We start from the raw sequence: 22,968 nt of genomic DNA, 5'->3' as shown, positions 1-22,968 counted from the left end.
CGGGTGGTGGCGGGTGTCCGTGGATCCGTGGGTGTGGGCGGCGGAAAGCCCGACGACCAGGGGCAGTCCGTTCGCGTCGGACAGGACAAGCATCTTGGAACCCGGCTTGTCCCGGTCCTCGGGGGCTCGGGCCTGTGAGAGGTCTCGTCCGCGATGGTTCCCACCGGCCATGGTCTTGTCCGGGTTCACTGCCCGCCGGTTCCGATATGGAGCCTCGTCAGCGCAAACACGATCACGAGGTCGAGCGTCATCATGGGAATGGCCCACGCCGGGTAGTACGGAACGAACATGAACTGGGTGATCAGGCTGATCCCTGCCACTGTCGCACCGGCCCCGCGACCCCAGCTCTTGTTTGTCAGGACTCTCAGGCCGGCAATGACGAGCGCCACTCCGACCACGAGGTGAATCACGCCCCAAGAGGTCAGGCCCATCGGAACGAGCGCCGTACGCCGGCGGGGCGGAGCCGGCCTCACTGCCGGGCGCCGTCGCGCAGGGCGGCCCACGTGGGGAGGAGGAGCAGGGCGAGGGCAGCGGTCCAGGCCACGATCGTCGCCGTGGTCGACGCCAGACCGAGTGGCTGAACCAGACTGCAGGCAGGATGGTCGGTGCCCCAGCGCACGCAGGCAAAGTGGTCGCGTGCGGTGAACGCGGCCAGGGGAAGCAGCAGCCCCGCGCCGAGCACGGCGAGAACTCCGTGGAACGCACGCAGTTCGTGGTGTGCGTTGCGCCATGCGACGAAGAAGCCGACGGCGAGCTGCAGCAGCATCGCGACGGGCACGTAGTAGAAAGTGAACACCGAGCCGATCCACTGGATCGGCCACGGGAAGACCAGGGCACTGACGACATGCACCACCCACAGTCCGAACCCCGCGGCGGCGCCGATCACGACACCCTCCACCAGCGCCCGCCCGGGACGCAGGCGCGGCGGGGCGAGGAGCGCCGCGGAAGCCTCGGCCGACGGGGGCCACAGCAGGAACCGTTCGGGTCCCGCGGTGGACGCGACGCCACGCACGCGCCCCAGGAGCCGTACCCCGAGCGGCGCGGCAAGCGGGAACCCGACGATGACCCCGACCGCGGCAAGGACCCCCAGCGAGGGTGTGATCACGACGGCCAAGGAGAAAACGAAACCGAGGTAGTCCAACGGCGTCGGCAGCAGGTTCAGCGGGCCTGGCAGGGGCAGCAGCGCGAAGCCGGGCGTCCCGGCGGCATAGGCCTGCCCGAGCCAGAAGCTCAGCAGCACCACACCGGTCGCGCAGCCGACGACGATCGGCACGAGCGGACGCCGGGCGGCGAGCACGACCGGCGCCCACACCCGGGCGGTCACCGCGTTCCACCGTACGAATCCGTAGCCGACAACTCCGAGGAGGAGCCACCACGACAGGAGCACCGGGAGGGAGTTGGCGACGCCGAGGGCGAAGGCCGTCCGCTGCTGCTCGTCCCCGAACGTGCCGACGAAGAGGCCGCAGCCCATGGCGAGCCCCGTGTGGTGCGCGTCCGCCCACCTGGCGTGGTCCAGATGCGCAGCCAGTGTCACACGCCAGATGCCCACAGCCACGCCGCCGCCCAGCAGCACGGCGGGAACAAGGGCGCTCAGCGCGCTGCCGCTGTCGGCCGGACTGATTGCCGCCTCGGTCCACCGCGCCATCTGCCAGTAGACGAGCGAGCAGGTCAGGGCCAGCCCGAAGGCCTCCCAAGGGGAGAATCCGAACAGCAGCCTCGTGTCACTCAGGGCGGCCAGCCGCTGCGCGGCGGAAGGATGCGTGCGCCGGAACAACCGCCGACGGGGCGCGGTCCGCTCGACGCCGTACTGTGCGGCGAGCAGACGACGCAACGAGTGGGCGCCGCGCGTCCACATGGCGACCCGGGCGTCCGCGTACAGCTCGCGGCTGCGCAGTACGGCGCTGCTGGCGTGGGCGACCGTGACCGCCAGGGCGCACTGGGCAACGATGAGCAGCAACTGGTAGATCACCTGTGTGGGCATCAGCATCCAGCCGACCAGCAGGGAGAGGGGCGCCGTGACGGCCATCGGGATCGCGAGCGCGAAGGCGAACAGCCGGTAGCACATGAGGGTGAGAAAGGCGATGTCGACATCGCGGTTGCGCAGGTGCGCCAATTCGTGCAGGACGATCGCGCGGAAGGCCTCGGGATCCCGGCTGTGCAGTCGCAGCAGTCCGTCCCCGAGCATCACGTAACGCCGGCCGACCCGCCCGAAGGCGAGTCCGGTGAGGCCCTGGTCGCGCCTGTCGACGACGAAACGCACCCGGCACCGCAGCTCGGCGAACGCCACCAGTTCCGTGACCGTGCGCTGGATGTCCGGGTTCGCGTCGGCCCGCAATGGCCGCAACCGACGCCGACGGAGCCGGTAGACGGGCAGCAGCCAGTACGTGATGCCGACGGCCAGCCACAGGGCGGCGAAGGCGGCCAGCTCCTCGGTGTTCCCACTGCTGAGGCCCGCCGGCATGCAGCGGCGGGCGAATTCCGCGGGATCGGCGGCCGTCTCATCGAAGTTCTCGGACGCGCATTCGAGGGACTCGGTGATGGAGCCGATGTCGCCGCCGAGCCCGAAGTACCTCGCCGTGTCGACCGCCCCGCCGACGGCCGCCGCCATCGCCACCGATGTGCTCAGAATGAACAACGCGAACCGCAGGGAAGTTCCGGACGGTAATCGGAACGGGTGCTGCACCCCCAGCGGGTGGCCTCCCCCCAACCTGCTCGGGCCTTCCCTCACGAGGGACCGGATTCCCCACCCCGACTGTCCGGGGTCCGCCCGTCGCCGCCCGAAGCGCCCCCGGCCCACCCGCCGACGACCCCACCCACGATGGCGTCGGCGAGGAGCTGTGCCTGGCCGGGCGGCAGGCCCAGCGCCAGTCCCCGCTCGCAGGCCGTGCGCCGCAGGAACTCCAGGTCCACGGGTCGGGGTGCCTCCCCACCGCCCAGTGCCACAGGCCGTACGGTGCCTGGCGCGGCGAACGGATTATCCGCACCGCCGCCCGCCCCACTGGCCGGGGCGCCACCCGCATCGCCCTCCGCACGGTCGTCCGCCCGCGCCCGGCGCCCGCGCCACCAGCCTCGTCTGCGCTCCTCGCGCATGACGTCGGTGGCGATGCTCGCGGCGACAGTCGCCGCGACCGGCAACGCGAACGCCGTCAGCGTGGTGACGACGATGGCGTCGATGCCGATTCCCAGCGGCTCGGGCCGCGCTTTCCGGGTCGCTCGCGCCGGATCCTCGAAGTACGCGTGCGCCGTCTCCTCGAAGAACGCCAGCTCCTCCGGAGCCAACCGTCGTACGGCCTCCCTGGCCAGCTCCCGCGCCCGCTCCTTCTCGCTGTCCCCCAACGCACCCATCGGCGGGCCCCCGTCCCCCTGGTCGCCAGTCCCGTCAGCTGGAGTATCACCTCAACTCGCCCAACCCACAAGGTGTTTGAGCATCGACGGATGAGCGTCGTCGCTGTCATCATGGTCTGCTGATCTCCGCCGAGGGCCTCTCGCCCCGACAGACGGGAACCATGCATGATCAAGCGACTGTGCACCCTCTTAGCGACCCTGGCGGTCATCGGGACCATGAGTCTCGGTACCGCCCACGCCGAGCCGGGCAAACGCGTCCACAACGCCATGCAGATCCTCTTCAGCCCGTCGGTGCCCGACGCCTTCTGCACGATCGGCGCGGTGGGCACGGACAGGTACGGGCACAAGTTGGCCATCTCGGCAGGCCACTGCATCCGCGGCGCCGAGTACGCCGACCGCGAGATCCACGAGAACATCGTCCCCGTCTACGACCGCCAGGACACCGGGTTCGGTCCGATCGGGTACGTGCGCTACTTCAAGGACCCCGAGGGTTCGATGGTGGGCCACCCGACCAAGGACTACATGGTCATCGAGCTCGTCCCGCAGGTGACGCTCTCCTCGCAGGGGCCGCACCTGAAGCAGACCGGCGAGCTGAAGGTCCCCGGCGGACACGTCAGTCCGAACGCCCTGAACCCCGCACTCGACAACGAACGCCTGCTCGGCGCCGACTTGTTCAACAACAACGAGCTCGTGGTGTCAGGCCAATTGGGTGTGTGGTACGGGCGGGTCACGAACAACACCAACGGCATCTACCAGTCGCACGCCCCGCACAAGAGCGGCGACTCGGGCGGACCGGCCATCTGGCACGTACCGGGCAGCGCGTACCCCTCCGACGTCAACGGCTTTCAGGCCGCGGGCCCCTGGGCCGGCATCACCAAGGCGATCGCTTTGGGGGTGCCTCCCTACGTCTACACCAGCTCGGCGAACATCCTCGCCGACCTCCGTGCCCGTGACGCCGCCGACCCCGATGACGTCTACGGCGCGGGCTTCGAGGTGACCACCAACCCGTGAGCCGGATCGCGGGACAGTGCGGGTGAGGGTCCCGAGTCGCGTGGGCGGCAAGCGCCGCCGACGAAGCACTGACGAAGTAGGTGGTGTTGATGTCGCGGCCGGCCACCCTGATCCGGGACTGACCGTCCCCTCGTACATCGATTCGGGTTCCACCGTTGCCGTCGCCGTCGGGACCGCCCGAAGTACCTCCGGAGTAGCTCAAACGATCACCCCTTGGTGATGTTGATGTCCCGCCCGGACATGGTGATGCGGGAGCGCCCCGACGCGTTCGCGGTCAGAGTGACGCTGGCGGCCCGAGGTTCCTCCGCGCGGACAGTGCGCCGCAACTCGTCGATCAGTCGCTGGAGTTCGGGAACCAGCTCCGGGTTGGCGACCAGCAGCCGCCGCAGCCGCGCCTGCCATTCGCCGACGAGTTCCCGCTCGGCCCCCTCGTCCCCGTTCCGCCATGCCACGAGCACCTCGGCGCGCGCCTCGCCCAGCTCGGCCACCACCATGTCCGCCCGCTCGGGGTGCACCCGGCGCCACAGCTCACCCATCGCCCGCTGCGCTGCCTCCCACCCGGCCGTCGCCATTGCGCTGATCACCGTCGACGCGGCCAGACTCGCCAGTGCCGCCAGTTCCGATTCCATTTCCGCACCTGCATTCGCTCGGGATTCTGGGTCAATGTGCATATCGCCCGAAAGGGAAAGGCGTCCCGCGATTTGAGGAGTCTCGGAGCAAGAGACGAACACGGCGCTGATCCGAGTCTCCGGCTATAGCCGACCCCATGGGACAGGGCGACTCTGCTGCTCAATTCCGTCGGGCGGTGAGTCGGCAGCTGAGGCGCCACCCAGGTCGGAGTCGCTGCGACCTGGGCCCCGCTCCGATCACGGATTGATGCCGTCGAGACAGGCCCAGTTCTGCTGGGCGCCGAAGTTGCCGGTGCCGTCAGGGCCGCCTGCAGGAACTGAAGCCGCACGCGGGCGTGCACAGCGTGACGACGCCCGTGTAGTGGTAGGTCGTCCGCCCCTGAGAGACGCTGTACCCGGTCTTCTTCTCTCGGAGGTTCGTCCCGCCGCACCGCGGGCAGGGCCCGGCGACCTCGGTGCCCCAGGGTGTGGACGGATCCAACCGCACCGCCGCGGGGATCATCAGCGCCGCGCAGAGCCCGGCGAGGCCGAACCCGATCCCCCGCTTCACGGTGTTGCCCGACTCCCGGCGGTCGATCATCTCCTGGTACGAGTAGCTGCCACCGCCGCCGCCGCTCGAGTAGATGACGCACACGTCGTCCCGTGCCATGGTCTTGTCGTCGCAGCTCGGCGCCTCATTCGGGTCTCCCCCGACCGCCAGCGCCAGCAGCAGCGCGATCCCGCCGACCACCGCCAGCGTTACGAGCGCGGACACCCGGCTCCGTCCGTTCCCCAATCGCTCGCGCTCGCCCTTGGCCTTCTCGACCAACGCCTGCGTCTTGTTCCTGTCCAGCGCTTCCACGCGGTCCTCCGTCTCCTGGCCGTTGTCTGTCTCGTCAGTGCCGGGAAGCGATGATCAGGAGCAGGACCACGATCCCCAGGGCGATGAGGCAACCGCAGCCGCCGCCGGAAGAGGACCCCTTGCGGAACTCGACCATCCCCCCGGAGTCGACGTGCGGATGGCTCCGGACGTAGTGGGTCTCGATCGCCTGCTCGCCCTGGGATTCACTCCCCCAGGCGGTGCGGTGCCCGCACTCGCCGCACCGGTATCGGTAGCTGTCGGCCATGGCGGTCTCCTTCGGATCGTCACCAGTGGTTGCGCTGGTGGGTTGTGTGTGGTTGCCGGCACGTCCTGTCGGACGCTAGGAGCAGCCGGTGAAATCGGCGTGAAACAGGGCGCCGTACGTCAGTCGTCGTCCCGTTCGGCACCGGCCAGGTGCTCGGCGAGGGCGTGGAGGACGAAGGCGTTCGGGCTCCCGGACGCCACGGATCCCAGCACCTGCCACCGCCCGGCGACGCGGATCGCGACGGCACCGTTCGACATCTCGATCTGCTGGACCTGCGACCATCGCAAGGACGTTCCTCGGGAGCCGATCTCGTCCCGGGTGATCCATACGGGGCCGAAGGTGAGCCGCGCTCCCTCGGCCAGCGCGGCCAAGGCCCGCGGCACCTGGGCCTCGGTGAGGGCACGACGGATCTCGGGCCCCCACACCTCCGGGTGGCCGAAGTCGCCGCCGCGCAGCACGACCCGCTCACCGTCGACGTCAACGAGCACGTGGGCGTGGGTGATGCCCTGCGGGGACAGAACTCTGCGCAGACGCACCACGGTGGTGTCGTAGCGGATGACATGGATCCGGCCGCCGACAGCAGCCGTTATTCCGTGCTCGTAGAAGTCCAGCCGTGCGCCCGCGTTCGCCCCCGTCCTGCCGCCGGCCCGCCGCAAGCAGCACGCGCCCTCCGCAACGACCCGCCACAACAACCGAATTGCTGCTCCCCGCCCAGCACGTACGGTGGCTCCGTTCGGTGCCGCCCGATAGGTGGCGCGTCGCCTGCCGAGGTGTGCGCGGCCGCTGGCTGCGGAGATCCTCGCCAGCAGCAACTCCTCGTCGCGGTCGCGGGAAGTCCCGTCGCTCACGCCGCACCTGCCCGGCCGCGGCCGGCGCCCGCGTCGTCTCTGAGCAGGACCGCCCACCGTGCCCGCAGCAGCAGTTCGCCGGGGGCCACCCCCAGGTCGTCCTCGAGCCGCCGGCAGGTGCGGTCGAAGACGGTCAGCGCCTCGGCCCGCCGACCGCCGCGCTGCAGTGCGCGCATCAGCAGCGCGGCGACCGGTTCGTTCAGCGGCTCTTCCAGGGCCAGAGCGGACAGTCCGGCGATCGCCTCGGCAACCCGGCCGAGCCTCAGCTGCCCGTCCGCCTTCCGCTGTGTCAGGCCGACCCTGCGCCCGGCGAGCCGCAGCCGTTCCAACTCGGCCAAAGGGCCGGGCAGGCCGGCCAAGGGCTCACCACGGAAGAGCTCCAGCGCCCGGGTCCACAGCCGCACCGCCTCGGTCAGGTCACCGGCGCGCTCGGCCGTCCCGGCCGCGGTGACGAGTTCCTCCACGCACGCCACGTCCACCTCGACCACACCTCGGACCAGTCCGTAGCCGTACCGGTCGCGCCTGATCACCGAGTCCGGGCACTCCCCGAGACGCAGGCTCTTGCGCAGCCGGTACACATAGACCGGTACGACGTTCCCGCCCGGCGACTCCATCCCCCATACGCCGTCCAGCAGTTCCCGCTGGCTGACCGAACGGTCCGGGCTCAGTGCCAGCGCCGCCAGCACGGCCTGCTGGCGGACCGGGCCGACGTCCACGGGCTGCCCGGCGAGGCACACCCGCAACGGGCCGAGCACGGAGACCCGAAGCCATGGACCGGGTGCGGGTCCCGTCTGTTGCCGGACCGTGGCCCCCAGTGCCGCCACCTGCCTGCGCGGGCCCAGGCCGGGCACGACCAGACCGCAGTCGAAGGCGTGCACGATGGCGGCAGCCCGGTTCCGCAGCCCCAACGTCGCAAGGATGCGCCCCAGCTGCCCGGCCACCACATGCTCGGGCAGGGCGAGGGTGTCGGCGATCTCGGCGTCCTCCAAGCCGCATCCGAGCGCGTAGAACACCTCGCGCTCCTGAGCGGTGAGGACCGTGACGCTCGGGCGCCCCTGGGGGGTGGTCGTCGTCGCCATGGTGGTTCCCCGTTCTCCGGACCGGTCGATCCGCTCGACCCGGTCGATCACGTCGATGCCATCGAAGGTGGCACCGGTGGAGGAAACGTGGACAGGACATTGAACCGGTCATATATGGCCGGTGGCCACGCTAGAGTCCTCCACCTGCGAAAAGGCGACGTCCCAGGGGAAAGGGCCGTGACTTGTGGCCAGTGAGTTCGGCGATGTGCTGCGGCGGCTGCGGGTCCGGGCAAAGCTGACCCAGGAGGAGTTGGCGGAGCGTTCCGGGGTGAGCGTGCGTACCATCCGCGGCTTGGAAACCGGCAGGCGCTCCAACCCGCGCATGACCACGGTGCAGGAGCTGGCCAAAGCGCTGCCGCTCCGGCCCAGTGAGCGCGAGGAGTTACTCGGCGCCGCCGTCCACCGGAACCCGGACGGCGACGAGCAGGACGAGTCCGACACGGAAGAGCCGGGTTCGGAGGAACCAGGGCCGGCGCGGTCGGCTTCGGGACGTCCGACGTCGGCAGCGCATGACGCGCCGGCGGACACGACCGAGCAACTCGCGAAGCTGGTGGCCGCCCGCTGGCAGCGCGAGGAGGAACAACGACAGATCCAGGACCCGTTCCCGCTGCCGGTCCGCTTGCGGGCGGCCCCCGAGGAGCTGACCGACCACTGGGCAAACATCCTCCGTCTCCCGGCAGGAGCCGAGGCCGACCCGCTGGACCTGAACGGCCGGCTGGACGACATCGCCGAGCTGTACCGGCGTATCCCGTCCGGGCGACTGGTGGTGCTGGGGAGATCCGGCTCGGGCAAGACGATCCTGGCCCTGCGCTTCGTCCTCGACCGCCTCGAGTCACGAGCCCCCGCGGAACCCGTTCCGGTGATCTTCAGCATCGGCGCATGGAACCCCACCGCCATCACCCTGCGGGACTGGCTGACCAGCCAACTGACCCGCGACCACCCCGGCTACGCCGCCCAGGGCCCCGGCGGGACGACCCTGGCCTCCGCCCTGGTCGAGTCCGGCCGCGTACTCCCGGTCCTGGACGGCTTCGACGAGATGGCCGACGGCCTGCGCCGCCCCGCGCTGGAAGCCCTCAACGCCACCACCCTCCCCCTGCTGCTCACCAGCCGCCCCGCCGAATACGTCGCCGCGGTCGCCGAAACCGACGTACTGACCTCCGCCGCCGCGCTCGAACTCACCGACCTCACCCTCAAGGACCTGGACGACTACCTCCCCCGCACCACCCGTAAGACCGGCCGCGCGAACCCCACCGTGAACGCCTGGAAATCCGTACTGACCACACTGGGCGAGCAGCCGCAGGACCAGCCCACATCCCCCCTCGCCGCGGTCCTGGCCAACCCGCTGATGGTCGCGCTCGCCCGCACCATCTACAGCGACACCCCCGACCACGACCCGGCCTCACTCCTCGACACCGAACGATTCGGCAGCCCGGAGGAGCTGGAAGACCACCTCCTGGACAACTTCATCCCCACCGTCTACCGCCGCCAACTCCCGCAGGCCCAGGGCGCCCGACCTCGCCCCACCTTCGCCCCGGAGCGCGCCCGGCACTGGCTCGGCTACCTTGCCCACCACCTCAACCGGCTCGAAACCCCCGACCTGGCCTGGTGGCGACTCGGCAGCGGGCTGCGCCCCTCCACACGCACCCTGGTCACCGCGCTGATGACAGGACTGGCCATCGGCCTCGTCGACTTCACCATCGTCACCGCCATCGGCACCTCGTTCCCGTTCCCGATCGTGGACGGGACGATCATCGGACTCCTTTCCGGACTCACGTTCGGGCTCGTGCACTGGCTCACGTTCACGATCAAGGGCATACCGCTGACACCGTCCGTCGTACGCCTGCAAATCCGGGGCAGGTCAGGGGCTATCCAGTGGAAGACCGGCCCCCGGCTGATCCTCGGGACGCTGGGCGGGTCGGCCTTCGGCTTCGGTTACGGATTCCTGAGCGGCGTGGTGAACAACAGGCCCGTCTGGAAGGCCGGGCTCTCGACCGTGCTGCACCTCGGGCTCAACAACGGGATCGTCTTCGGCCTGGTCTTCGGCGGCGGCGCCGGACTCACCTTCTGCCTCATCGGCCTACTGGAAAGTCCCCTCGACATCCGCTCCGTCGTCCACCCACGCAGCCTCCTGAACACCAATCGCGGCACAGTGACCACCCAACTACTCGTCTGGGCACCCGCCTTCGGGGCAGTGGTCGGCCTCGGAGCCGGAGCAGTGGTCGACCTCCTGCAGGGGTCACTGGGTCCACTCGTCTGGAGCCCCACCGCCGGACTCCTGCTCGGGACCATCAGTGGCATCGGCGGCGCCATCGGATACGCGCTCACCATGACCGCCTGGGGCCAGTGGCTCGTACTCTCCCGGATCTGGCTGCCCTTGACCGGACGCGTGCCCTGGGCCGTCGTCACCTTCCTCGACGACGCCTACCGGCGCGGCGTACTGCGCCAGGCCGGCGCGGTCTACCAGTTCCGCCATGCTCGCCTGCAACACCACCTGGCCCAGGCCCACCGAACACTCCCCGACCCCGGCCGACGGGCCCATCAGAGATAGCGCGTCCGCCGGATCGCGCTTCACGACGATTTCATCGCTCCTCCCTATCGTCAGGCGCTGTCCCACCAGTAACCATCACGTCACCGGACCCCGGGGGAAAACCCAATGCGGAACACCAACCGACTCACGCGCCGTGCCAGGACCGTCGCCCTCACAGTGGCTCTGACGGCCGCCGCCGCCATCATGCCCACGTCCGCGCACGCCGAGTCCCCCAACCACTACTACATCGAACTCGGCGGCACCGGCACCACGACGGACGCGCCCGGGTGCACCACGACGTACTACTACGCCAACCAGCACCTGGACGGCGGCATCCCCGTCCCGGTCTGCTACCCAGCCAGCGCCGGCCCCTGGCTCAATGGCCAGAACAGGCCGGACCTGACCGCGCCGAGCTACGACAGCAGCGTCGAGCAGGGCTACAAGAACCTCCTGGCCGCCGCCGAGGAGACCCACCGCAAGGACCCGACCGCACGCCTCACGATCGTGGGCTACTCCCAAGGCGCGCAGGCCGCCGACCAGTTACTGGAGACGATCGCCAATGGCGGCACCGGCATCCGGCGGGAACTGGTCAACGGCATGCTGTACGCCGACCCGAGGCAGCCCGACACCGGCCTGTGGGCCAAGGTCCCCAAGGGCCTGGGCGCCCTCGGCTTCACCTCCACCGGCCCCGGCCCCAGGGAGTTCCCGGGCGTCCCGGTCGCCCGCTTCTGCATCCGCACCGACCTGGCCTGCGACGCCACGACACTCGTGTCCGCCTACAACCTCTTCCTCTCGGACACGCACAGGCGCTACGCGCAAGACGGAAACGTCATGACCCGGACCATCGCGAACGACGGCGCCAACGGGATCTTCTGGTACGAGTCGTGACTTCGCCCTCCCCGAAGGCAAGCGCATTGAGAAGCTCCGCATGTGGAATCTCGACCTGCAGATCTCTCTGACCGAGGGGCCACACCCCAATTCACACAGAGAGCGGCCGGACGAGGCTCCGCCTGTCCGCGTCCCCACTCAGTTGTGCTCCCCGCATCCGGTCGTGGCGGGGCGACGACAAGGGCCGCCTCGTCATGCCTGTCCCACTCCGTAGTCGATCGCTGCTGATTCTCCAGGGCCTCGCCGCCAAGGCAGTACGTCGCGGGCACAAGGTAGAGGATCACGACGTCCCCGCCCGCCACCGCAGCCATGCGTACACGTACAACGGGGCAGTCGACGCGTTGCGCACCGTGCGAGCCGAGCGCCCGGTGCGCGGCTTCGCCGTACGTCAGCGGGCAAGGAGTTCCCGCCGGCCTCGTCCCCGAATCGCGGCGCGTCTTGGTGCGTTGGAACATCTTGTTCGGCGGTGATGTACGCGCCGCCAGAAAGGGTCAGTTGTTCATTGCAACGAGCAATCAAGCGACCACGTGGATGGTGGTCGGGGTGGAGATCCTGGGTGTTCACGGACATGCGCCAGGTGCGACGGGATGGCGGTGCGGCTGCATTCCTGGCCAACCATTCGGTGTCGCACATGGCCGCAACAACCATGAGGAGCACCCCGTTTCACCCCCATGCTCCGTGCTACGGAATGCCCCTTTCGCCTGTGGCGGCAGGTCACGCGGCTGGGCTCTACGGCCCTGGACCGAGGTCTACGATCAAATTGGACGTGATGACGGGCGGGTGGACTGACGACAGGTCGGCTGCGCGCTGGAACATGCGAGGGGGTCGCCTTGGCCACGTTGGGTCATATGAAGGAACGCACGGTCGGTTTCTATGAAGTTGTGGTGGTCAAAGACGGAGTGGCCAAACGGGCCACGAACCGCATGGACTGGGACGGTGCACTCTCCGACGTTGCTCGGGCTGATGTTGCGGCCCGTTCCTTCGAGGGTGATTCGCACATGGTGGGCACCGTCGCCACTTACAACATGCAGGATCACCTGCTGCTGCACCGAGTGAAGGACGCAGGTGAGTGGCTGTCGGTGGTGAACTGGGACACCGGCGATCTGCGGGAGCTAGAACAATCCGCACAGGAGGGTTACGTGGACACTTCGGTGATCTGCTTCCTGCCCTTCGGGAATGTCATCGGGATTATGCAGGGCGGCGTTTCCGCTCCCAGCCACAAAGCCCTTGAGACCTGGCTGAATGGGATCCAGCTGTTCCCCGGCTACCAGCTGCAGGTCCGGCCGGTGGTTGCACACGCAGAGGTGGAGCGGTTGAAGACCGCTTCCGGCGCCAGCCGCGTAGAAGTGAAGATCATGGCGAACAAGATGGGTGCCTTGCAGGAGCGCCGGGGAGGACTTGCGCGCACGCTTCGTGTCGCGGGCGAGGCGTACGGAGAGATCAGCGTGACGATGATCATTTCCGTTCCGAAGAAGAAGGAACTCAGGGAGCACCGCGAGCACCTTCTCGCGGATCTTGAGGAGATCTCGGACGTGGTCACCGGTGCCGAGCGAGCGCGCGCACGGCTGGTCTACTCGGATCCCGGAGGGCCAGAACAGACCCGCCTCGTCGAGCTGGTCGAGCACAGCATTACGGCTAAGAAGCGCGTGCCGGCCACTGACGCCGAGGGCAACTCAATCCGGATCGTGTCAGCGGTGGATGCGATCCTGGCAGCAGCCATCGAGCACGAGGATGCCCTGCGGCTGGCGGTCGACGCAGGGGACTCGTGACCTGGGCAAATAACTGGGGGGCACGTGAGTGTGCGTACGAGCATCGAAGATCGCTGGGCCGCCGTCCTCTGGATCGACTACCTCCTCGCAGCTCTGGCCGTCGGCATCCACGTTCTCGTCATACGGAGCACTGGATCGTCGGACTGGCTCTCGTGGATCGATTCGTCGCAGCGCACGGATCTGTACGCTGCGGCCGCCGGCGTGGTGTCAGCCATCGGCGGCCTGAGTACCATCGCCGTCTCGCTCTACACCGCCGCCAACGGTGAACGGCTGCGCGCGGTGCGCGCGCAGCATCACGAGGAGCTCAGGCGTAGCTGGCGCAGCTTGATCCAGAGCACGGCCTTGTGCTGCCTACTTTTGTTGATCTCCCTGTCACTCGACAGAGAGAAGGATCCTCTTTCCTGCCGTTTCGTCTTCGAGTACGCCATGGTGTTTGCCGCGCTACGGTTCATGCGACTGATCTGGCTGTTCGACCACATGATGCAGGTCTCGGATGCGGACCTGGTCGGCGACGATCAAGCCGCGGTTCCTGTTCGGGATCCGGACTGGCTGCGGCGGCGCCAGCGGGCCCCGCGCTGAGGGCGCTGTGTGCCCAGCGCGTGCAGTGGTGGCCTCATCTTGAGTCGTCGGCGCTCGCGTAGCTGGAGGTAGGTGGGTGGCAAGCCGCGCAGCGCGGGGGCAGCTTCGCCGTGACTGACATGGCTCCTCCGGTCGGTTACCTGCACCGTTGTCCTCGACGAGCTCGCCGAGGACAACGGTGCGCTGCGTGCCGGACGCGGGCGGCAGGCGGTCGAGGGCCTAGTGAAGGGTTTCGTCGGGTTGAGCGAGATGGGCGGCTGGGTGGCCTCCTGACCGAGGCTGCCTGCTTACTGCTCCGCTCCATCGGGGTGTCGCCGAGGCGTCGGAATGCGGGCCCGCTTTGCGTGCTTTGAAATGTGCAGACTTGTACCCGGGAAAGTCCAAGCTATGAACGGAACACTGACGAAATGGGCATGTCAGGTGGCAGAAGCGGAGCTGCGTAAGCCGCGCCCTCGTCGATGGGCGCACTCGCAAGGGGTCGCGCGGCGCGCGGCCGAACTGACGGAGGTCCTCGGCAATGACTCGGACCTCCTGGGTTCTGCCGCTGTGTTGCACGATGTGGGCTACGCCCCGCGGTTGGCCGTGACAGGCTTTCACCCCCTGGATGGCGCCCGGTTTCTTCGTGACATTCATGCCGCGGATGGACGGCTTGTTCGGTTGGTGGCAAACCACTCGTTGGCGTTGCTGGAAGCTGAGGAGCGTGGATTGCGGGACGTCCTGGAGGCCGAGTTTCCCCTGCTCGACGACCAGCGGCTTGTGGACGCCCTTGTCTATTGCGACATGACGACCACGCCCGATGGCGAGGGCACTTCTGTCGACGCTCGGCTGGCGGAGATCACCGCCCGTTACGGTTCTGACAGTCTGGTGGGACGGTTCATCCGTCGGGCATCGCCGGAGATTCTCGCTGCTGTGGAGCGGGTGGAGGCGGCGCTGGCGGCTCAGCCCAGGTAAGGGTATGTGCCGGCGAGGTAGTCGCCGATCTGCTGGCGCATGCTGGGGTGGATGTCGTACTGGTCAAGGTCGGATGGCTGGATGTAGCGGACGCCGTCGGCTTCGTCGTTGATGGTGGGCTCGCCGCCCACCGGGCGGCCGATGTACGTGTTCTCGTACTGCTGGCGGATCTCACCGTCGGTGTAAGCCACGATGTGGTTGGGGTTCGTGTAGACCCCGAGGAAGCCTGTGATCTCGGCGATGATGCCGGTCTCTTCCAGGCATTCGCGCACCGCGCACTGTGCCGCCGTCTCACCGATGTCCTGGGCGCCACCAGGTAGAGCCCATTGGCCCGTGTCCCGACGGCGCTGGAGCAGGATGGCGCCGCTGGCGTCGACGACGAGCAGATTGTTGGCGGGAATGAGCGTGTTCGCCTTGGGGGCCTTGGGATCGTTGTAGTACTCAGTCCTGCCCATGTGACGAGGGCCCTTCCTGGTCTGGCGTCCAGGCCCGTGCGGTGGCCCAGACAGCTTCGAAGCTCTGAGCGTAGTTGTCGAACCACCCTGCAGCGTCAACTCGCTTGAGATGCAGCAGAGGGTTGGCGCTTGCCGGCTGACCCCAGACATGCGGGTTGACCAGCAGGTCGTCGTCGTAGCGGAACAGGGAGGAGTAGAGCGTGGTGTCGTGCAGCCTGACCTCGCATCCTGCCTCGGACAGCAAGGGTCGGTAGTAGGTCAGGGAGGCGCGGATCTTGGCGGCGAGTGTGTCGCCGATGCCTTCTTCGCGGCCGCGGATGGCCGCCGCCTGGCCGTTCGAGTCGCCGAAGCAGAGCCGTACTTGAACGCCATCGGCCGCTCGCTCGGCGAGCATCTTGGCGACGTGGGGGTTGGACTGGGCAAAGAACGTGCCGGAGAAGACGAGAACGCTGATCTGCTCTTGGGCTCCCTTCAGTAGCGAGAGCCACATGTCACGGGGAACGCTGGCCCGGTTCTGGTAGGTCCCGACGAGCTCCGAGCCTGACCCGGCACTGGGCTGTCCGGCACTCGGCGCTGAGGCTGGGGTTGGGGCCGGCCAGAGGAACAGTTCCTCCACCCGTAAGTGTTGGGCAGCGCGGAATCGGTGGCGCGGATGGGGAACGCGCCCGCCGAGCCAGCGACTGACGGTCTTCGGGTCTACCTCGCAGAGCTCAGCGAGTGACTCTGGCGAGAGGCCGCGCTGGGCGAGTACGGAGTGCAGTCGCTCGTTCACAGACGTCATACAAGCCGAGGCGGTCAGGAGCGAGCAAGGACGTTATGGGACGTTCCTCAGAAGCCGAAGCGTCGACCACGGTACTTACGCTGGTCGTATGGAGCTCATCGTCCTGTGGGACATCGACCACACGCTCATCGAGAATGCCGGGGTCAGTAAGGAGATCTACGCTGCCGCCTTTACGGCGCTGGCGGGAACCACTCCGATCGAACCTGCGCGGACGGAGGGCCGTACGGATCGCCTGATCATGCGCGACATGTTCCAGCGGAACGGCCTGTCCGAGCCGGACTGGGCGGCCGTCGAGGTTGCTCTTGCCAGTGCCGGGGAGGAACGCCTCCACGATCTCAGCGAGCGCGGGACGGCCCTGCCGGGCGTGCGTGACGTCTTGAAGGCGGCCTCTGTACACGAGGGCTGGGTATCTTCGGTTCTCACCGGCAATATCGCGGCCAACGCCCGCGTGAAGGTATCGGCCTTCGGCCTGGACCCCCTCCTCGACCTGTCTGTTGGTGCTTATGGGGCTGACGCTCTCCAGCGTCCGGGCTTGGTGGCTGTTGCCCGGGAGCGCGCCCAACGCCTCCGAGGCGCGTGGGATGACGTGCCTGTCGTGCTGGTAGGAGATACCCCGAGGGATGTCGAGGCCGCGCTCGCCACGAACTCCGGGATCATTGCAGTCGCTTCTGGCGTCCACAGCGCCGAAGAATTGAGGGCTGCCGGCGCGCAGGTAGCGCTACCGAACCTGACGGACACCGCGCATGTTCTCGGGATCCTGGAGACCTTCGCGGCCCACTGAAAACGTCCCAGGACGTCCCCGGGGCGTCCGGATACGCGGTGATGCCGTCCGTACTCGTTCCGTCAGCATCAGGTCTCCCACCAGGCAACTGCCCGAAGGAGACCCACGTGATCGGGGAAGTCACCGGGATCCGCAGGATCCGGATGCTGTACCTGCAGCTGTTGTACCGCTGCAACTTCGAGTGTCTGCACTGCTTCCATGGCAAGAGGCTCAAGCACGCCGATGCCTTCACTGCAGACGAGGCCGTCAACCTCCTCACACTTATGCGCGACCAGTACGGCACCGAGGCTGTCACCCTGCTGGGCGGCGAGCCGTTCGTCTACAAGGACCTCGCCTACGTCGTCCGGTACGCCAAGCAGGAACTGCGCATGCAGGTCGAGATCTGCACCAACGGCTATCGGATCGAGCGACGGCTCACCGAGATCGCCCCCCACCTGGACCTGCTGCGGGTATCGCTGGAGGGCATCGGCTCGACCAACGACCACATCCGCAAGTTCGGGAGCTACCAGAGTGCGCTGAGCGCACTCGACATCGCCCGGGGACTCGGTGTCCGCACCGGTGCGACCTTGACGGTCACCTCTCGCAACATCGGCGAAGTGGTCCCGCTTGCCCGCACCCTCCAGAACTACGGGGCAGAGCAGTTGAAACTTCACTGCCTCCGACCGGTCGGCAACGCAGCAGATCACCCCGAGCTCCTCATCACCGATTCCGCCGCCTACATCCGCCTGCGTGAACGGCTCCAGACCGCTGACCTGACCATCGAAGTGATCGTCGACAAGGACTTGTCCGAGAACGGCGCCCCGGAGATTTGCGCTCCTACGGGTGGCCTGACACAGATCGAGCGGATCGAGGCCGACCCGCGTGGCGCACTCACCATGTCCTGCAAGGCCGTCGGCAAGGACTCCCACGCTTTCTGGTACGACAAGCTTGCTGACCACATCGACCACCGGCCATCCGCCACCGACGAACTCACGCTCGCGGTACCGGGCGTCGTGTACGGCCGTGTCTGACGCCCCGCTGTTCGAGAGCCTCGAAGGACTTCGCGGCACCGGCAAGTCAACTATCGCACCGATGCTGGCAGCAGCCCGTGAAGCCGTTCTGGTCCCGACCGTGCCGCTCTTCTACCAGCCTCTGCGGCGCGAGGTGGACCTGCGGGGTAACGCCGAGGCCAGGATGTGCTTCTACCTGTCCGCGCTGTTCACCGCGGCTGATGAGATACGGCGCTACCTGTCCTCAGGCACCCCGGTCGTCGTGGAGAGCTACTTCGCTCGCTGCCTCGCCACCCACCGCGCTCTCGGCGTTCGTCTCGGGGTCAGTCTGCCGCCCGACCTGCCACAGCCCGTGACCTACCAGCTGACGTGCGGCGAAGACGAGCGCCGGCGTCGGCTCGCTGAGCGGGCCAAGCCGGTCTCCCGCTGGGACACCCTCGTCGAGGGCCCTGGCGACCGGGTTACCGATGCCTATGCCCAGTTCCCGATGCACCGCGTGGACACCACGCGCCTGGACCCCGACGAGGTCCTCCAGGCGATCCTCGCCACCGACACGCAAGGAGCCCACCACCGTGCAAACGCAGAGCCTGTGGGAGCACACCCTCACGTTCTTTCCCCAGTTCCTCGCCGCGCTGAAGGAGCGTGCCACTCCTGACGCCACTGTCGCGGTCATCGGCGCGAGCGACGGCAAGTTCATCCTGCCGCTGGCCGCCGCCGGCTACCGAGTGATCGCCGTAGAACGCGACCCCCTTGCTCTTCACGGTGGTGAGGTCACGCTCCCGGGTGACAACCAGGCCCACGCGATGGGCCTCATCGACCGGCTCAAGCTCAAATCGCTGTACGACCGAGTGCAGGTCGTGGAGGAGGACTTCCTTCAATGGGAGCCTCTGGACGTGCCCTGCGACGCCATCTGGACGAGCTGCTCGTGGCATTACAGTGCCAACCACCATCGCCCGCTCGCCGAGTTCATCACCCGCATGCAGTCGTCCGTACGCCAGGACGGTCTGTTCGGCGCGGAGTTCATGATGCCTGTCACCCAGCGCCAGCACCTGATCGAGCACTACACGTCCCCCGAGAAGCTCAGGCGTCACTTCATCGGCGACTGGGACGTTCTGCTGACCCTGCGAACGAATGAGTTCGCCGAGCGAGCCCACATCGGCCAGCTCCAGGACCACACCCACCGGATGGGCCTGCTCCTCGCGGCCCGCACCCCCTCGTAGCGCAAAGGAAAAGCCCATGAAGCATGAGTACGAGGCCAAGTTCCTCGCCATCGACGTTGCCGGCCTTCAGGCCAAGCTGACCGCTCTGGGCGCCGCCCAAGCGTTCCCGCGCACCCTTCTCACCCGCAAGATCTTCGAGAACGACGCCCTCGAAGGAGGCGCCTGGGTGCGGCTGCGCGACGAGGGCACCCGATCGACGCTGACACTCAAGCAGGTCACCGACGCCACCACGATCGACGGCACAACCGAGATCGAAACCGAGGTCACGGACCTGCACGCCATGGCCGAGATCCTCCGCAGCCTCGGAATGCGCGAGGTCCGGTACCAGGAGAACTACCGCGAGGAGTGGCGCCTCGGCGAGGTCGCCTTCGACTTCGACACCTGGCCGGATCTCCCCACCTTCATCGAGATCGAAGGGCCCGACGAGGCATCGGTCCGACAAGCAGCTGCACTGCTCGAACTCGACTACTCCGAGGCCCGGTTCGGCAGCGTGGATGAGATCTACAAGAGCGAAGCCGGCCGCGACATCCTGGCCGAACCCACCCTCCTCTTCGCGGACGCGGGCAAGAGTGAGGCAGCCCCAGTGGCCGCCCATGGCCACTGACCTTGAGGGCTGAACTGTGCTTATGGAACTGGCCTTACCACACCGGGTGATACCCGGGATCGCCGAGTTCGCCCGCGGTGGTCTGCCCGCACCGGCAGGTACCGATGACGGCAACCACTGGATCGACGGGCTCTGCTGGCTCTACTGCGGCCAGCAGTGGACGCGTGTCCTGTGGATCGGTCCCGTGAGCGTGGCCAGTGCCCAAGCAGCGATGTACGCCTGCGGCCCCTGCATCCGGGCACTTCAGGAGCAGGTCTGGCAATCCATCCTTCTCAACGATGATCCAGTTCGTTCGACGCGGCCCGGGATCCCCACTCAGGCAGAGCCGTGTGGCAGACGCCGGGCGGGGAAGCATCGAGCACGAAGTCAGCCAGACCCGGCGGTACGTGAAGGGCAGATCGCACCTGTCGAAGGACGCGATGCGGCGCATGGGCGAGTTCTTCGTACCCCCTCCCCCGGCACCCGATCCCGGCCCCACTGAGATCAAAACTGAGACCCTCGACAGCCGCGCAGCTCGCTCCTGCCGCCGCCGCATCCGCTAAACGGAAGAACCCCAGCTCAGAGACCATCTGAGCTGGGGTTCATGCGGAGCCCCCTATCGGATTCGAACCGATGACCTACGCATTACAAGTGCGGCGCTCTGGCCAGCTGAGCTAAGGAGGCGTGCCGGAGCAGTGTAACCAACGCCGGCCCCTGCGCGGTCCCAAAATCTCGCGCCGCTCGAACTACTGACAGATTTCAAATGGCCGGGTAGCGTCACTGAGGGTTCACCCCAGTGGACCAGACCACTCCCTTACTCGGATCGTCCGGCACGTTCCTGCCGGTGAAGGAGAAGATTCAGCATGGCCAGTGTCACGTTCGACAAGGCGTCCCGCGTCTACCCCGGCTCCACGAAGCCGGCCGTAGATCAGCTCGAGATCGACATCGCGGACGGCGAGTTCCTCGTCCTCGTCGGTCCTTCCGGTTGTGGCAAGTCGACCTCCCTGCGCATGCTCGCGGGTCTTGAGGACGTCAACGGCGGCGCGATCCGCATCGGCGACCGTGACGTCACGCACCTGCCCCCGAAGGACCGGGACATCGCCATGGTGTTCCAGAACTACGCGCTCTACCCGCACATGACCGTCGCGGACAACATGGGCTTCGCGCTCAAGATCGCCGGTGTCAACAAGACCGCGATCCGGGCGAAGGTCGAAGAGGCCGCCAAGATGCTGGACCTCACCGAGTACCTGGACCGCAAGCCGAAGGCGCTCTCCGGTGGTCAGCGTCAGCGTGTCGCGATGGGCCGCGCCATCGTGCGTGAGCCGCAGGTCTTCCTCATGGACGAGCCGCTGTCGAACCTCGACGCCAAGCTCCGTGTCTCCACCCGTACGCAGATCGCCTCGCTCCAGCGCCGTCTGGGCATCACGACCGTGTACGTCACACACGACCAGGTCGAGGCCCTGACCATGGGGGACCGTGTCGCGGTCCTCAAGGACGGTCTGCTCCAGCAGGTCGACTCGCCGCGCAACATGTACGACAAGCCGGCGAACCTCTTCGTGGCCGGCTTCATCGGCTCCCCGGCCATGAACCTGATCGAGGTCCCGATCACCGACGGCGGTGTGAAGTTCGGCAACAGCGTCGTCCCGGTCTCCCGCGAGGCGCTCTCCGCCGCCGCGGACAAGGGCGACACGACCGTCACGGTCGGCATCCGCCCCGAGCACTTCGACATCGTCGAGCACGGTGGCGCCGCCGCGAAGTCCCTCTCGAAGGACAGCGCCGACGCCCCGGCCGGTCTGGCCGTCTCGGTCAACGTCGTCGAGGAGCTCGGCGCCGACGGCTTCGTCTACGGCTCCGCGCGGGTCGGCGGCGAGGACAAGGACCTGGTCGTCCGCGTCGGTGGCCGCTCCGTTCCGGAGAAGGGCACCACGCTGCACGTCGTGCCGCGCCCGGACGAGCTGCACGTCTTCTCGACCTCGACGGGTGCGCGTCTCACCGGCTGACGCCCCGCACACCCGCGCCCACAGCGGCCCCGCACGTTCTCCGTGCGGGGCCGTTCGCGCGCCGGGGGGAGTGTTTGGGTTTGGATCCGTGCGGCGCCGAAATCCCCGGCACACCGGTCATTTCACCGAGGTTCGTCAACGTGCGATTCGAAAAGCATCGTCGAACCATCCCCCTCAAGGGTGACGAAATGTCGCCACATCATCACTGCCCGCTACGCTCACTGCGTGACCCACACCGCGCGCCGCATCGGCCGAACTCTCGCTCTCGTACTGCCCGTCGTGATGGTCCTCTCCGGGACTCTCGCCGTCACCAGCGTGCCGTGGGCAGCGCACAATTCCGAGTCACAGGTCCTGACCGCCTCGGCTCAGAATGTTTCGAAGCGTGCCAAGGCGCGCACCCCGCAGGACATCCTCCGTGACCGGCTGCTCGTGGAGCTTCGGCAGAAGGACCCGGGTGTCGCGCTGACGGATCTGCAGCGTTCCGTCGAGGGCCGCCCCTCGCTCGCCCGGCACTGCGTGTCGATCGCGAAGGCGCTGGGCCGCGCCGCTGTCGAGCAGTACGGTCCGACGCGGGCCCACCGGTTCTCGCGTCCCGTCTGCGACACGTCGTTCGCCTCGGGTGTCGCACAGTTCAGCTGACCCGCCGGTCCGGGCACCGCATATCGTGCCTGGCATGCATACGTATCCGACGCAGGCCGTGGTCCTGGCGGGTGGCCAGGGATCGCGGCTGCGCCCGTACACCGATGACCGCCCCAAGCCGATGGTCGAGATCCCGGGCACCGGGACTCCGATCATCGGCCATCAGCTTTCCTGGCTGGCCGCCGAGGGCGTGACCGACGCCGTGGTGTCGTGCGGTCATCTGGCCGAGGTACTGCAGGAGTGGCTGGACTCCGCGGTGCTGCCGCTGCGCGTGACGACCGTCGTGGAGTCCGAGCCCCTGGGCCGCGGCGGCGGGCTGAAGTACGCCGCCGCCCGGCTGCCCGATCCGGACCAGCCCTGGTACGCCACCAACGGCGACATCTGGACGCGCTTCTCCTTGCGCGAGATGGCCGCGTTCCACGCCGAGCGCGATGCGACCGCCACACTGGCCCTGGCCCGCCCCCGTATCCCTTGGGGCGCCGTGGAGACGGACGCGTTCGGGCACATCACCGACTTCATCGAGTCGCCGCCGTCGCCGTATCTGATCAACGCCGGTGTGTACGTCTTCTCGCCGACGTTCACCACTCTGCTGCCGGACCGGGGCGACCATGAGCGGACGACGTTCCCGCGGCTGGCCCGCGAGCGCAGGCTGGCCGGATACCCGCTGCCGCACGGGGCGTACTGGCGGGCCATCGACACCGCGAAGGACCTGACCGAGGCAGCCAAGGAGCTGGACGGTCAGTAGCAAGAAGCGACGCGGTACGCGCAGGGGCGGTCACCGGTTCGTT

The 22,968-nt window shown here is 67.9% G+C and carries 24 protein-coding genes, 1 tRNA gene and 1 pseudogene; 15 read left to right on the top strand and 11 right to left on the bottom strand.

Annotated features, from left to right (window positions below):
• Positions 1 to 185: 185 nt before the first annotated feature.
• The 3 genes from ABTZ94_RS18365 to ABTZ94_RS18355 all read right to left on the bottom strand — a co-directional run bounded on the left by ABTZ94_RS18365 (position 186) and on the right by ABTZ94_RS18355 (position 3,345).
• On the bottom strand, positions 186 to 473 hold the full coding sequence (locus ABTZ94_RS18365; RefSeq protein WP_502967264.1) for a DUF7144 family membrane protein: 288 nt from the start codon (positions 471 to 473) through the stop codon (positions 186 to 188).
• Positions 470 to 2,635: a M48 family metallopeptidase gene (locus tag ABTZ94_RS18360; protein WP_351202091.1), complete on the bottom strand. Its 2,166-nt coding sequence runs from the start codon at positions 2,633 to 2,635 to the stop codon at positions 470 to 472. The genes ABTZ94_RS18365 and ABTZ94_RS18360 overlap by 4 nt, the downstream gene beginning before the upstream one ends.
• 89 nt (positions 2,636 to 2,724) lie before the next feature.
• Entirely contained in the window at positions 2,725 to 3,345 is a 621-nt protein-coding gene (locus ABTZ94_RS18355; protein ID WP_351202090.1) for a hypothetical protein, read from the bottom strand.
• 165 nt (positions 3,346 to 3,510) lie between these two features.
• Between ABTZ94_RS18355 and ABTZ94_RS18350 the strand changes: the two genes are divergently transcribed.
• Complete coding sequence (locus tag ABTZ94_RS18350; protein ID WP_351202089.1) at positions 3,511 to 4,356, top strand: hypothetical protein; 846 nt, start codon at positions 3,511 to 3,513, stop codon at positions 4,354 to 4,356.
• 206 nt (positions 4,357 to 4,562) lie between these two features.
• Here the strand turns inward: ABTZ94_RS18350 and ABTZ94_RS18345 are convergent, their stop codons facing one another.
• The 5 genes from ABTZ94_RS18345 to ABTZ94_RS18325 form a co-directional block, all read right to left on the bottom strand.
• Positions 4,563 to 4,985, bottom strand: a complete 423-nt coding sequence (locus ABTZ94_RS18345) for a hypothetical protein (protein WP_351202088.1) — start codon at positions 4,983 to 4,985, stop codon at positions 4,563 to 4,565.
• A gap of 298 nt (positions 4,986 to 5,283) precedes the next feature.
• The gene (locus tag ABTZ94_RS18340) at positions 5,284 to 5,826 is read right to left on the bottom strand and encodes a hypothetical protein (RefSeq protein WP_351202087.1); all 543 of its coding nucleotides are present in this window, start codon (positions 5,824 to 5,826) and stop codon (positions 5,284 to 5,286) included.
• Between the two features lie 34 nt (positions 5,827 to 5,860).
• Positions 5,861 to 6,091 carry a hypothetical protein gene (locus tag ABTZ94_RS18335; protein WP_351202086.1) on the bottom strand — a complete coding sequence of 77 codons (231 nt, stop codon included), beginning with the start codon at positions 6,089 to 6,091 and terminating at the stop codon, positions 5,861 to 5,863.
• A 119-nt stretch (positions 6,092 to 6,210) separates the two neighbouring features.
• On the bottom strand, positions 6,211 to 6,939 hold the full coding sequence (locus ABTZ94_RS18330) for a DUF6585 family protein (protein ID WP_351202085.1): 729 nt from the start codon (positions 6,937 to 6,939) through the stop codon (positions 6,211 to 6,213).
• Positions 6,936 to 8,018, bottom strand: a complete 1,083-nt coding sequence (locus ABTZ94_RS18325; protein ID WP_351202102.1) for an AfsR/SARP family transcriptional regulator — start codon at positions 8,016 to 8,018, stop codon at positions 6,936 to 6,938. The genes ABTZ94_RS18330 and ABTZ94_RS18325 overlap by 4 nt, the downstream gene beginning before the upstream one ends.
• A gap of 184 nt (positions 8,019 to 8,202) precedes the next feature.
• Here ABTZ94_RS18325 and ABTZ94_RS18320 point away from each other — a divergent pair, with 184 nt between their 5' ends.
• The 5 genes from ABTZ94_RS18320 (at position 8,203) to ABTZ94_RS18300 (ending at position 14,732) form a co-directional block, all read left to right on the top strand.
• Positions 8,203 to 10,566: an NACHT domain-containing protein gene (locus ABTZ94_RS18320; protein WP_351202084.1), complete on the top strand. Its 2,364-nt coding sequence runs from the start codon at positions 8,203 to 8,205 to the stop codon at positions 10,564 to 10,566.
• Between the two features lie 105 nt (positions 10,567 to 10,671).
• Positions 10,672 to 11,433, top strand: a complete 762-nt coding sequence (locus ABTZ94_RS18315; RefSeq protein ID WP_351202083.1) for a PE-PPE domain-containing protein — start codon at positions 10,672 to 10,674, stop codon at positions 11,431 to 11,433.
• An 848-nt stretch (positions 11,434 to 12,281) separates the two neighbouring features.
• Positions 12,282 to 13,202, top strand: a complete 921-nt coding sequence (locus tag ABTZ94_RS18310) for a hypothetical protein (RefSeq protein ID WP_351202082.1) — start codon at positions 12,282 to 12,284, stop codon at positions 13,200 to 13,202.
• 30 nt (positions 13,203 to 13,232) lie between these two features.
• Positions 13,233 to 13,781 (top strand): hypothetical protein, encoded by a 549-nt coding sequence (locus ABTZ94_RS18305; protein WP_351202081.1) that lies wholly within the window; start codon positions 13,233 to 13,235, stop codon positions 13,779 to 13,781.
• A gap of 387 nt (positions 13,782 to 14,168) precedes the next feature.
• Positions 14,169 to 14,732, top strand: coding sequence for an HD domain-containing protein (locus ABTZ94_RS18300; RefSeq protein WP_351202080.1), 564 nt, complete (start codon positions 14,169 to 14,171; stop codon positions 14,730 to 14,732).
• Here the strand turns inward: ABTZ94_RS18300 and ABTZ94_RS18295 are convergent.
• A complete protein-coding gene (locus tag ABTZ94_RS18295) occupies positions 14,720 to 15,187 on the bottom strand; it encodes an NUDIX hydrolase (protein ID WP_351202079.1) in 468 nt (155 codons plus the stop codon). The genes ABTZ94_RS18300 and ABTZ94_RS18295 overlap by 13 nt on opposite strands.
• The gene (locus tag ABTZ94_RS18290; RefSeq protein ID WP_351202078.1) at positions 15,174 to 15,959 is read right to left on the bottom strand and encodes a helix-turn-helix transcriptional regulator; all 786 of its coding nucleotides are present in this window, start codon (positions 15,957 to 15,959) and stop codon (positions 15,174 to 15,176) included. Before ABTZ94_RS18290 ends, ABTZ94_RS18295 begins: the two co-directional genes overlap by 14 nt.
• Positions 15,960 to 16,056: 97 nt before the next feature.
• Here ABTZ94_RS18290 and ABTZ94_RS18285 point away from each other — a divergent pair, with 97 nt between their 5' ends.
• From ABTZ94_RS18285 to ABTZ94_RS18260, 6 genes and pseudogenes are all read left to right on the top strand, one after another.
• Positions 16,057 to 16,749, top strand: coding sequence for an HAD family hydrolase (locus ABTZ94_RS18285; RefSeq protein ID WP_351202077.1), 693 nt, complete (start codon positions 16,057 to 16,059; stop codon positions 16,747 to 16,749).
• 107 nt (positions 16,750 to 16,856) lie between these two features.
• A complete protein-coding gene (locus tag ABTZ94_RS18280) occupies positions 16,857 to 17,759 on the top strand; it encodes a radical SAM protein (RefSeq protein ID WP_351202076.1) in 903 nt (300 codons plus the stop codon).
• A complete protein-coding gene (locus ABTZ94_RS18275) occupies positions 17,752 to 18,393 on the top strand; it encodes a hypothetical protein (protein ID WP_351202075.1) in 642 nt (213 codons plus the stop codon). Before ABTZ94_RS18280 ends, ABTZ94_RS18275 begins: the two co-directional genes overlap by 8 nt.
• Positions 18,311 to 18,958, top strand: a complete 648-nt coding sequence (locus ABTZ94_RS18270; RefSeq protein ID WP_351202074.1) for a class I SAM-dependent methyltransferase — start codon at positions 18,311 to 18,313, stop codon at positions 18,956 to 18,958. Before ABTZ94_RS18275 ends, ABTZ94_RS18270 begins: the two co-directional genes overlap by 83 nt.
• 16 nt (positions 18,959 to 18,974) lie before the next feature.
• Positions 18,975 to 19,562 (top strand): class IV adenylate cyclase, encoded by a 588-nt coding sequence (locus ABTZ94_RS18265; protein ID WP_351202073.1) that lies wholly within the window; start codon positions 18,975 to 18,977, stop codon positions 19,560 to 19,562.
• A 362-nt stretch (positions 19,563 to 19,924) separates the two neighbouring features.
• Positions 19,925 to 20,104 (top strand): annotated as a pseudogene (locus tag ABTZ94_RS18260) (tyrosine-type recombinase/integrase); the annotation flags it as partial.
• Positions 20,105 to 20,151: 47 nt separating this feature from the next.
• On the opposite strand, the gene ABTZ94_RS18255 reads toward ABTZ94_RS18260, so the two are convergent.
• Positions 20,152 to 20,225, bottom strand: a tRNA-Thr gene (locus tag ABTZ94_RS18255).
• A gap of 179 nt (positions 20,226 to 20,404) precedes the next feature.
• On the opposite strand from ABTZ94_RS18255, the gene ABTZ94_RS18250 reads away from it, so the two are divergent.
• From ABTZ94_RS18250 to ABTZ94_RS18240, 3 genes are all read left to right on the top strand, one after another.
• Positions 20,405 to 21,541 carry an ABC transporter ATP-binding protein gene (locus ABTZ94_RS18250; protein ID WP_351202072.1) on the top strand — a complete coding sequence of 379 codons (1,137 nt, stop codon included), beginning with the start codon at positions 20,405 to 20,407 and terminating at the stop codon, positions 21,539 to 21,541.
• A gap of 225 nt (positions 21,542 to 21,766) precedes the next feature.
• Positions 21,767 to 22,180 (top strand): hypothetical protein, encoded by a 414-nt coding sequence (locus ABTZ94_RS18245; protein WP_351202071.1) that lies wholly within the window; start codon positions 21,767 to 21,769, stop codon positions 22,178 to 22,180.
• 34 nt (positions 22,181 to 22,214) lie between these two features.
• Positions 22,215 to 22,925: a nucleotidyltransferase family protein gene (locus ABTZ94_RS18240; RefSeq protein ID WP_351202070.1), complete on the top strand. Its 711-nt coding sequence runs from the start codon at positions 22,215 to 22,217 to the stop codon at positions 22,923 to 22,925.
• Positions 22,926 to 22,968 lie beyond the last annotated feature (43 nt).

The organism is Streptomyces sp. NPDC002785 (assembly GCF_040295565.1).
Taxonomy (GTDB): Bacteria; Actinomycetota; Actinomycetes; order Streptomycetales; family Streptomycetaceae; genus Streptomyces.
The sequence above is the reverse complement of the archived record's forward strand: the minus strand, read 5'-3'. Positions and strand labels throughout refer to the sequence as shown.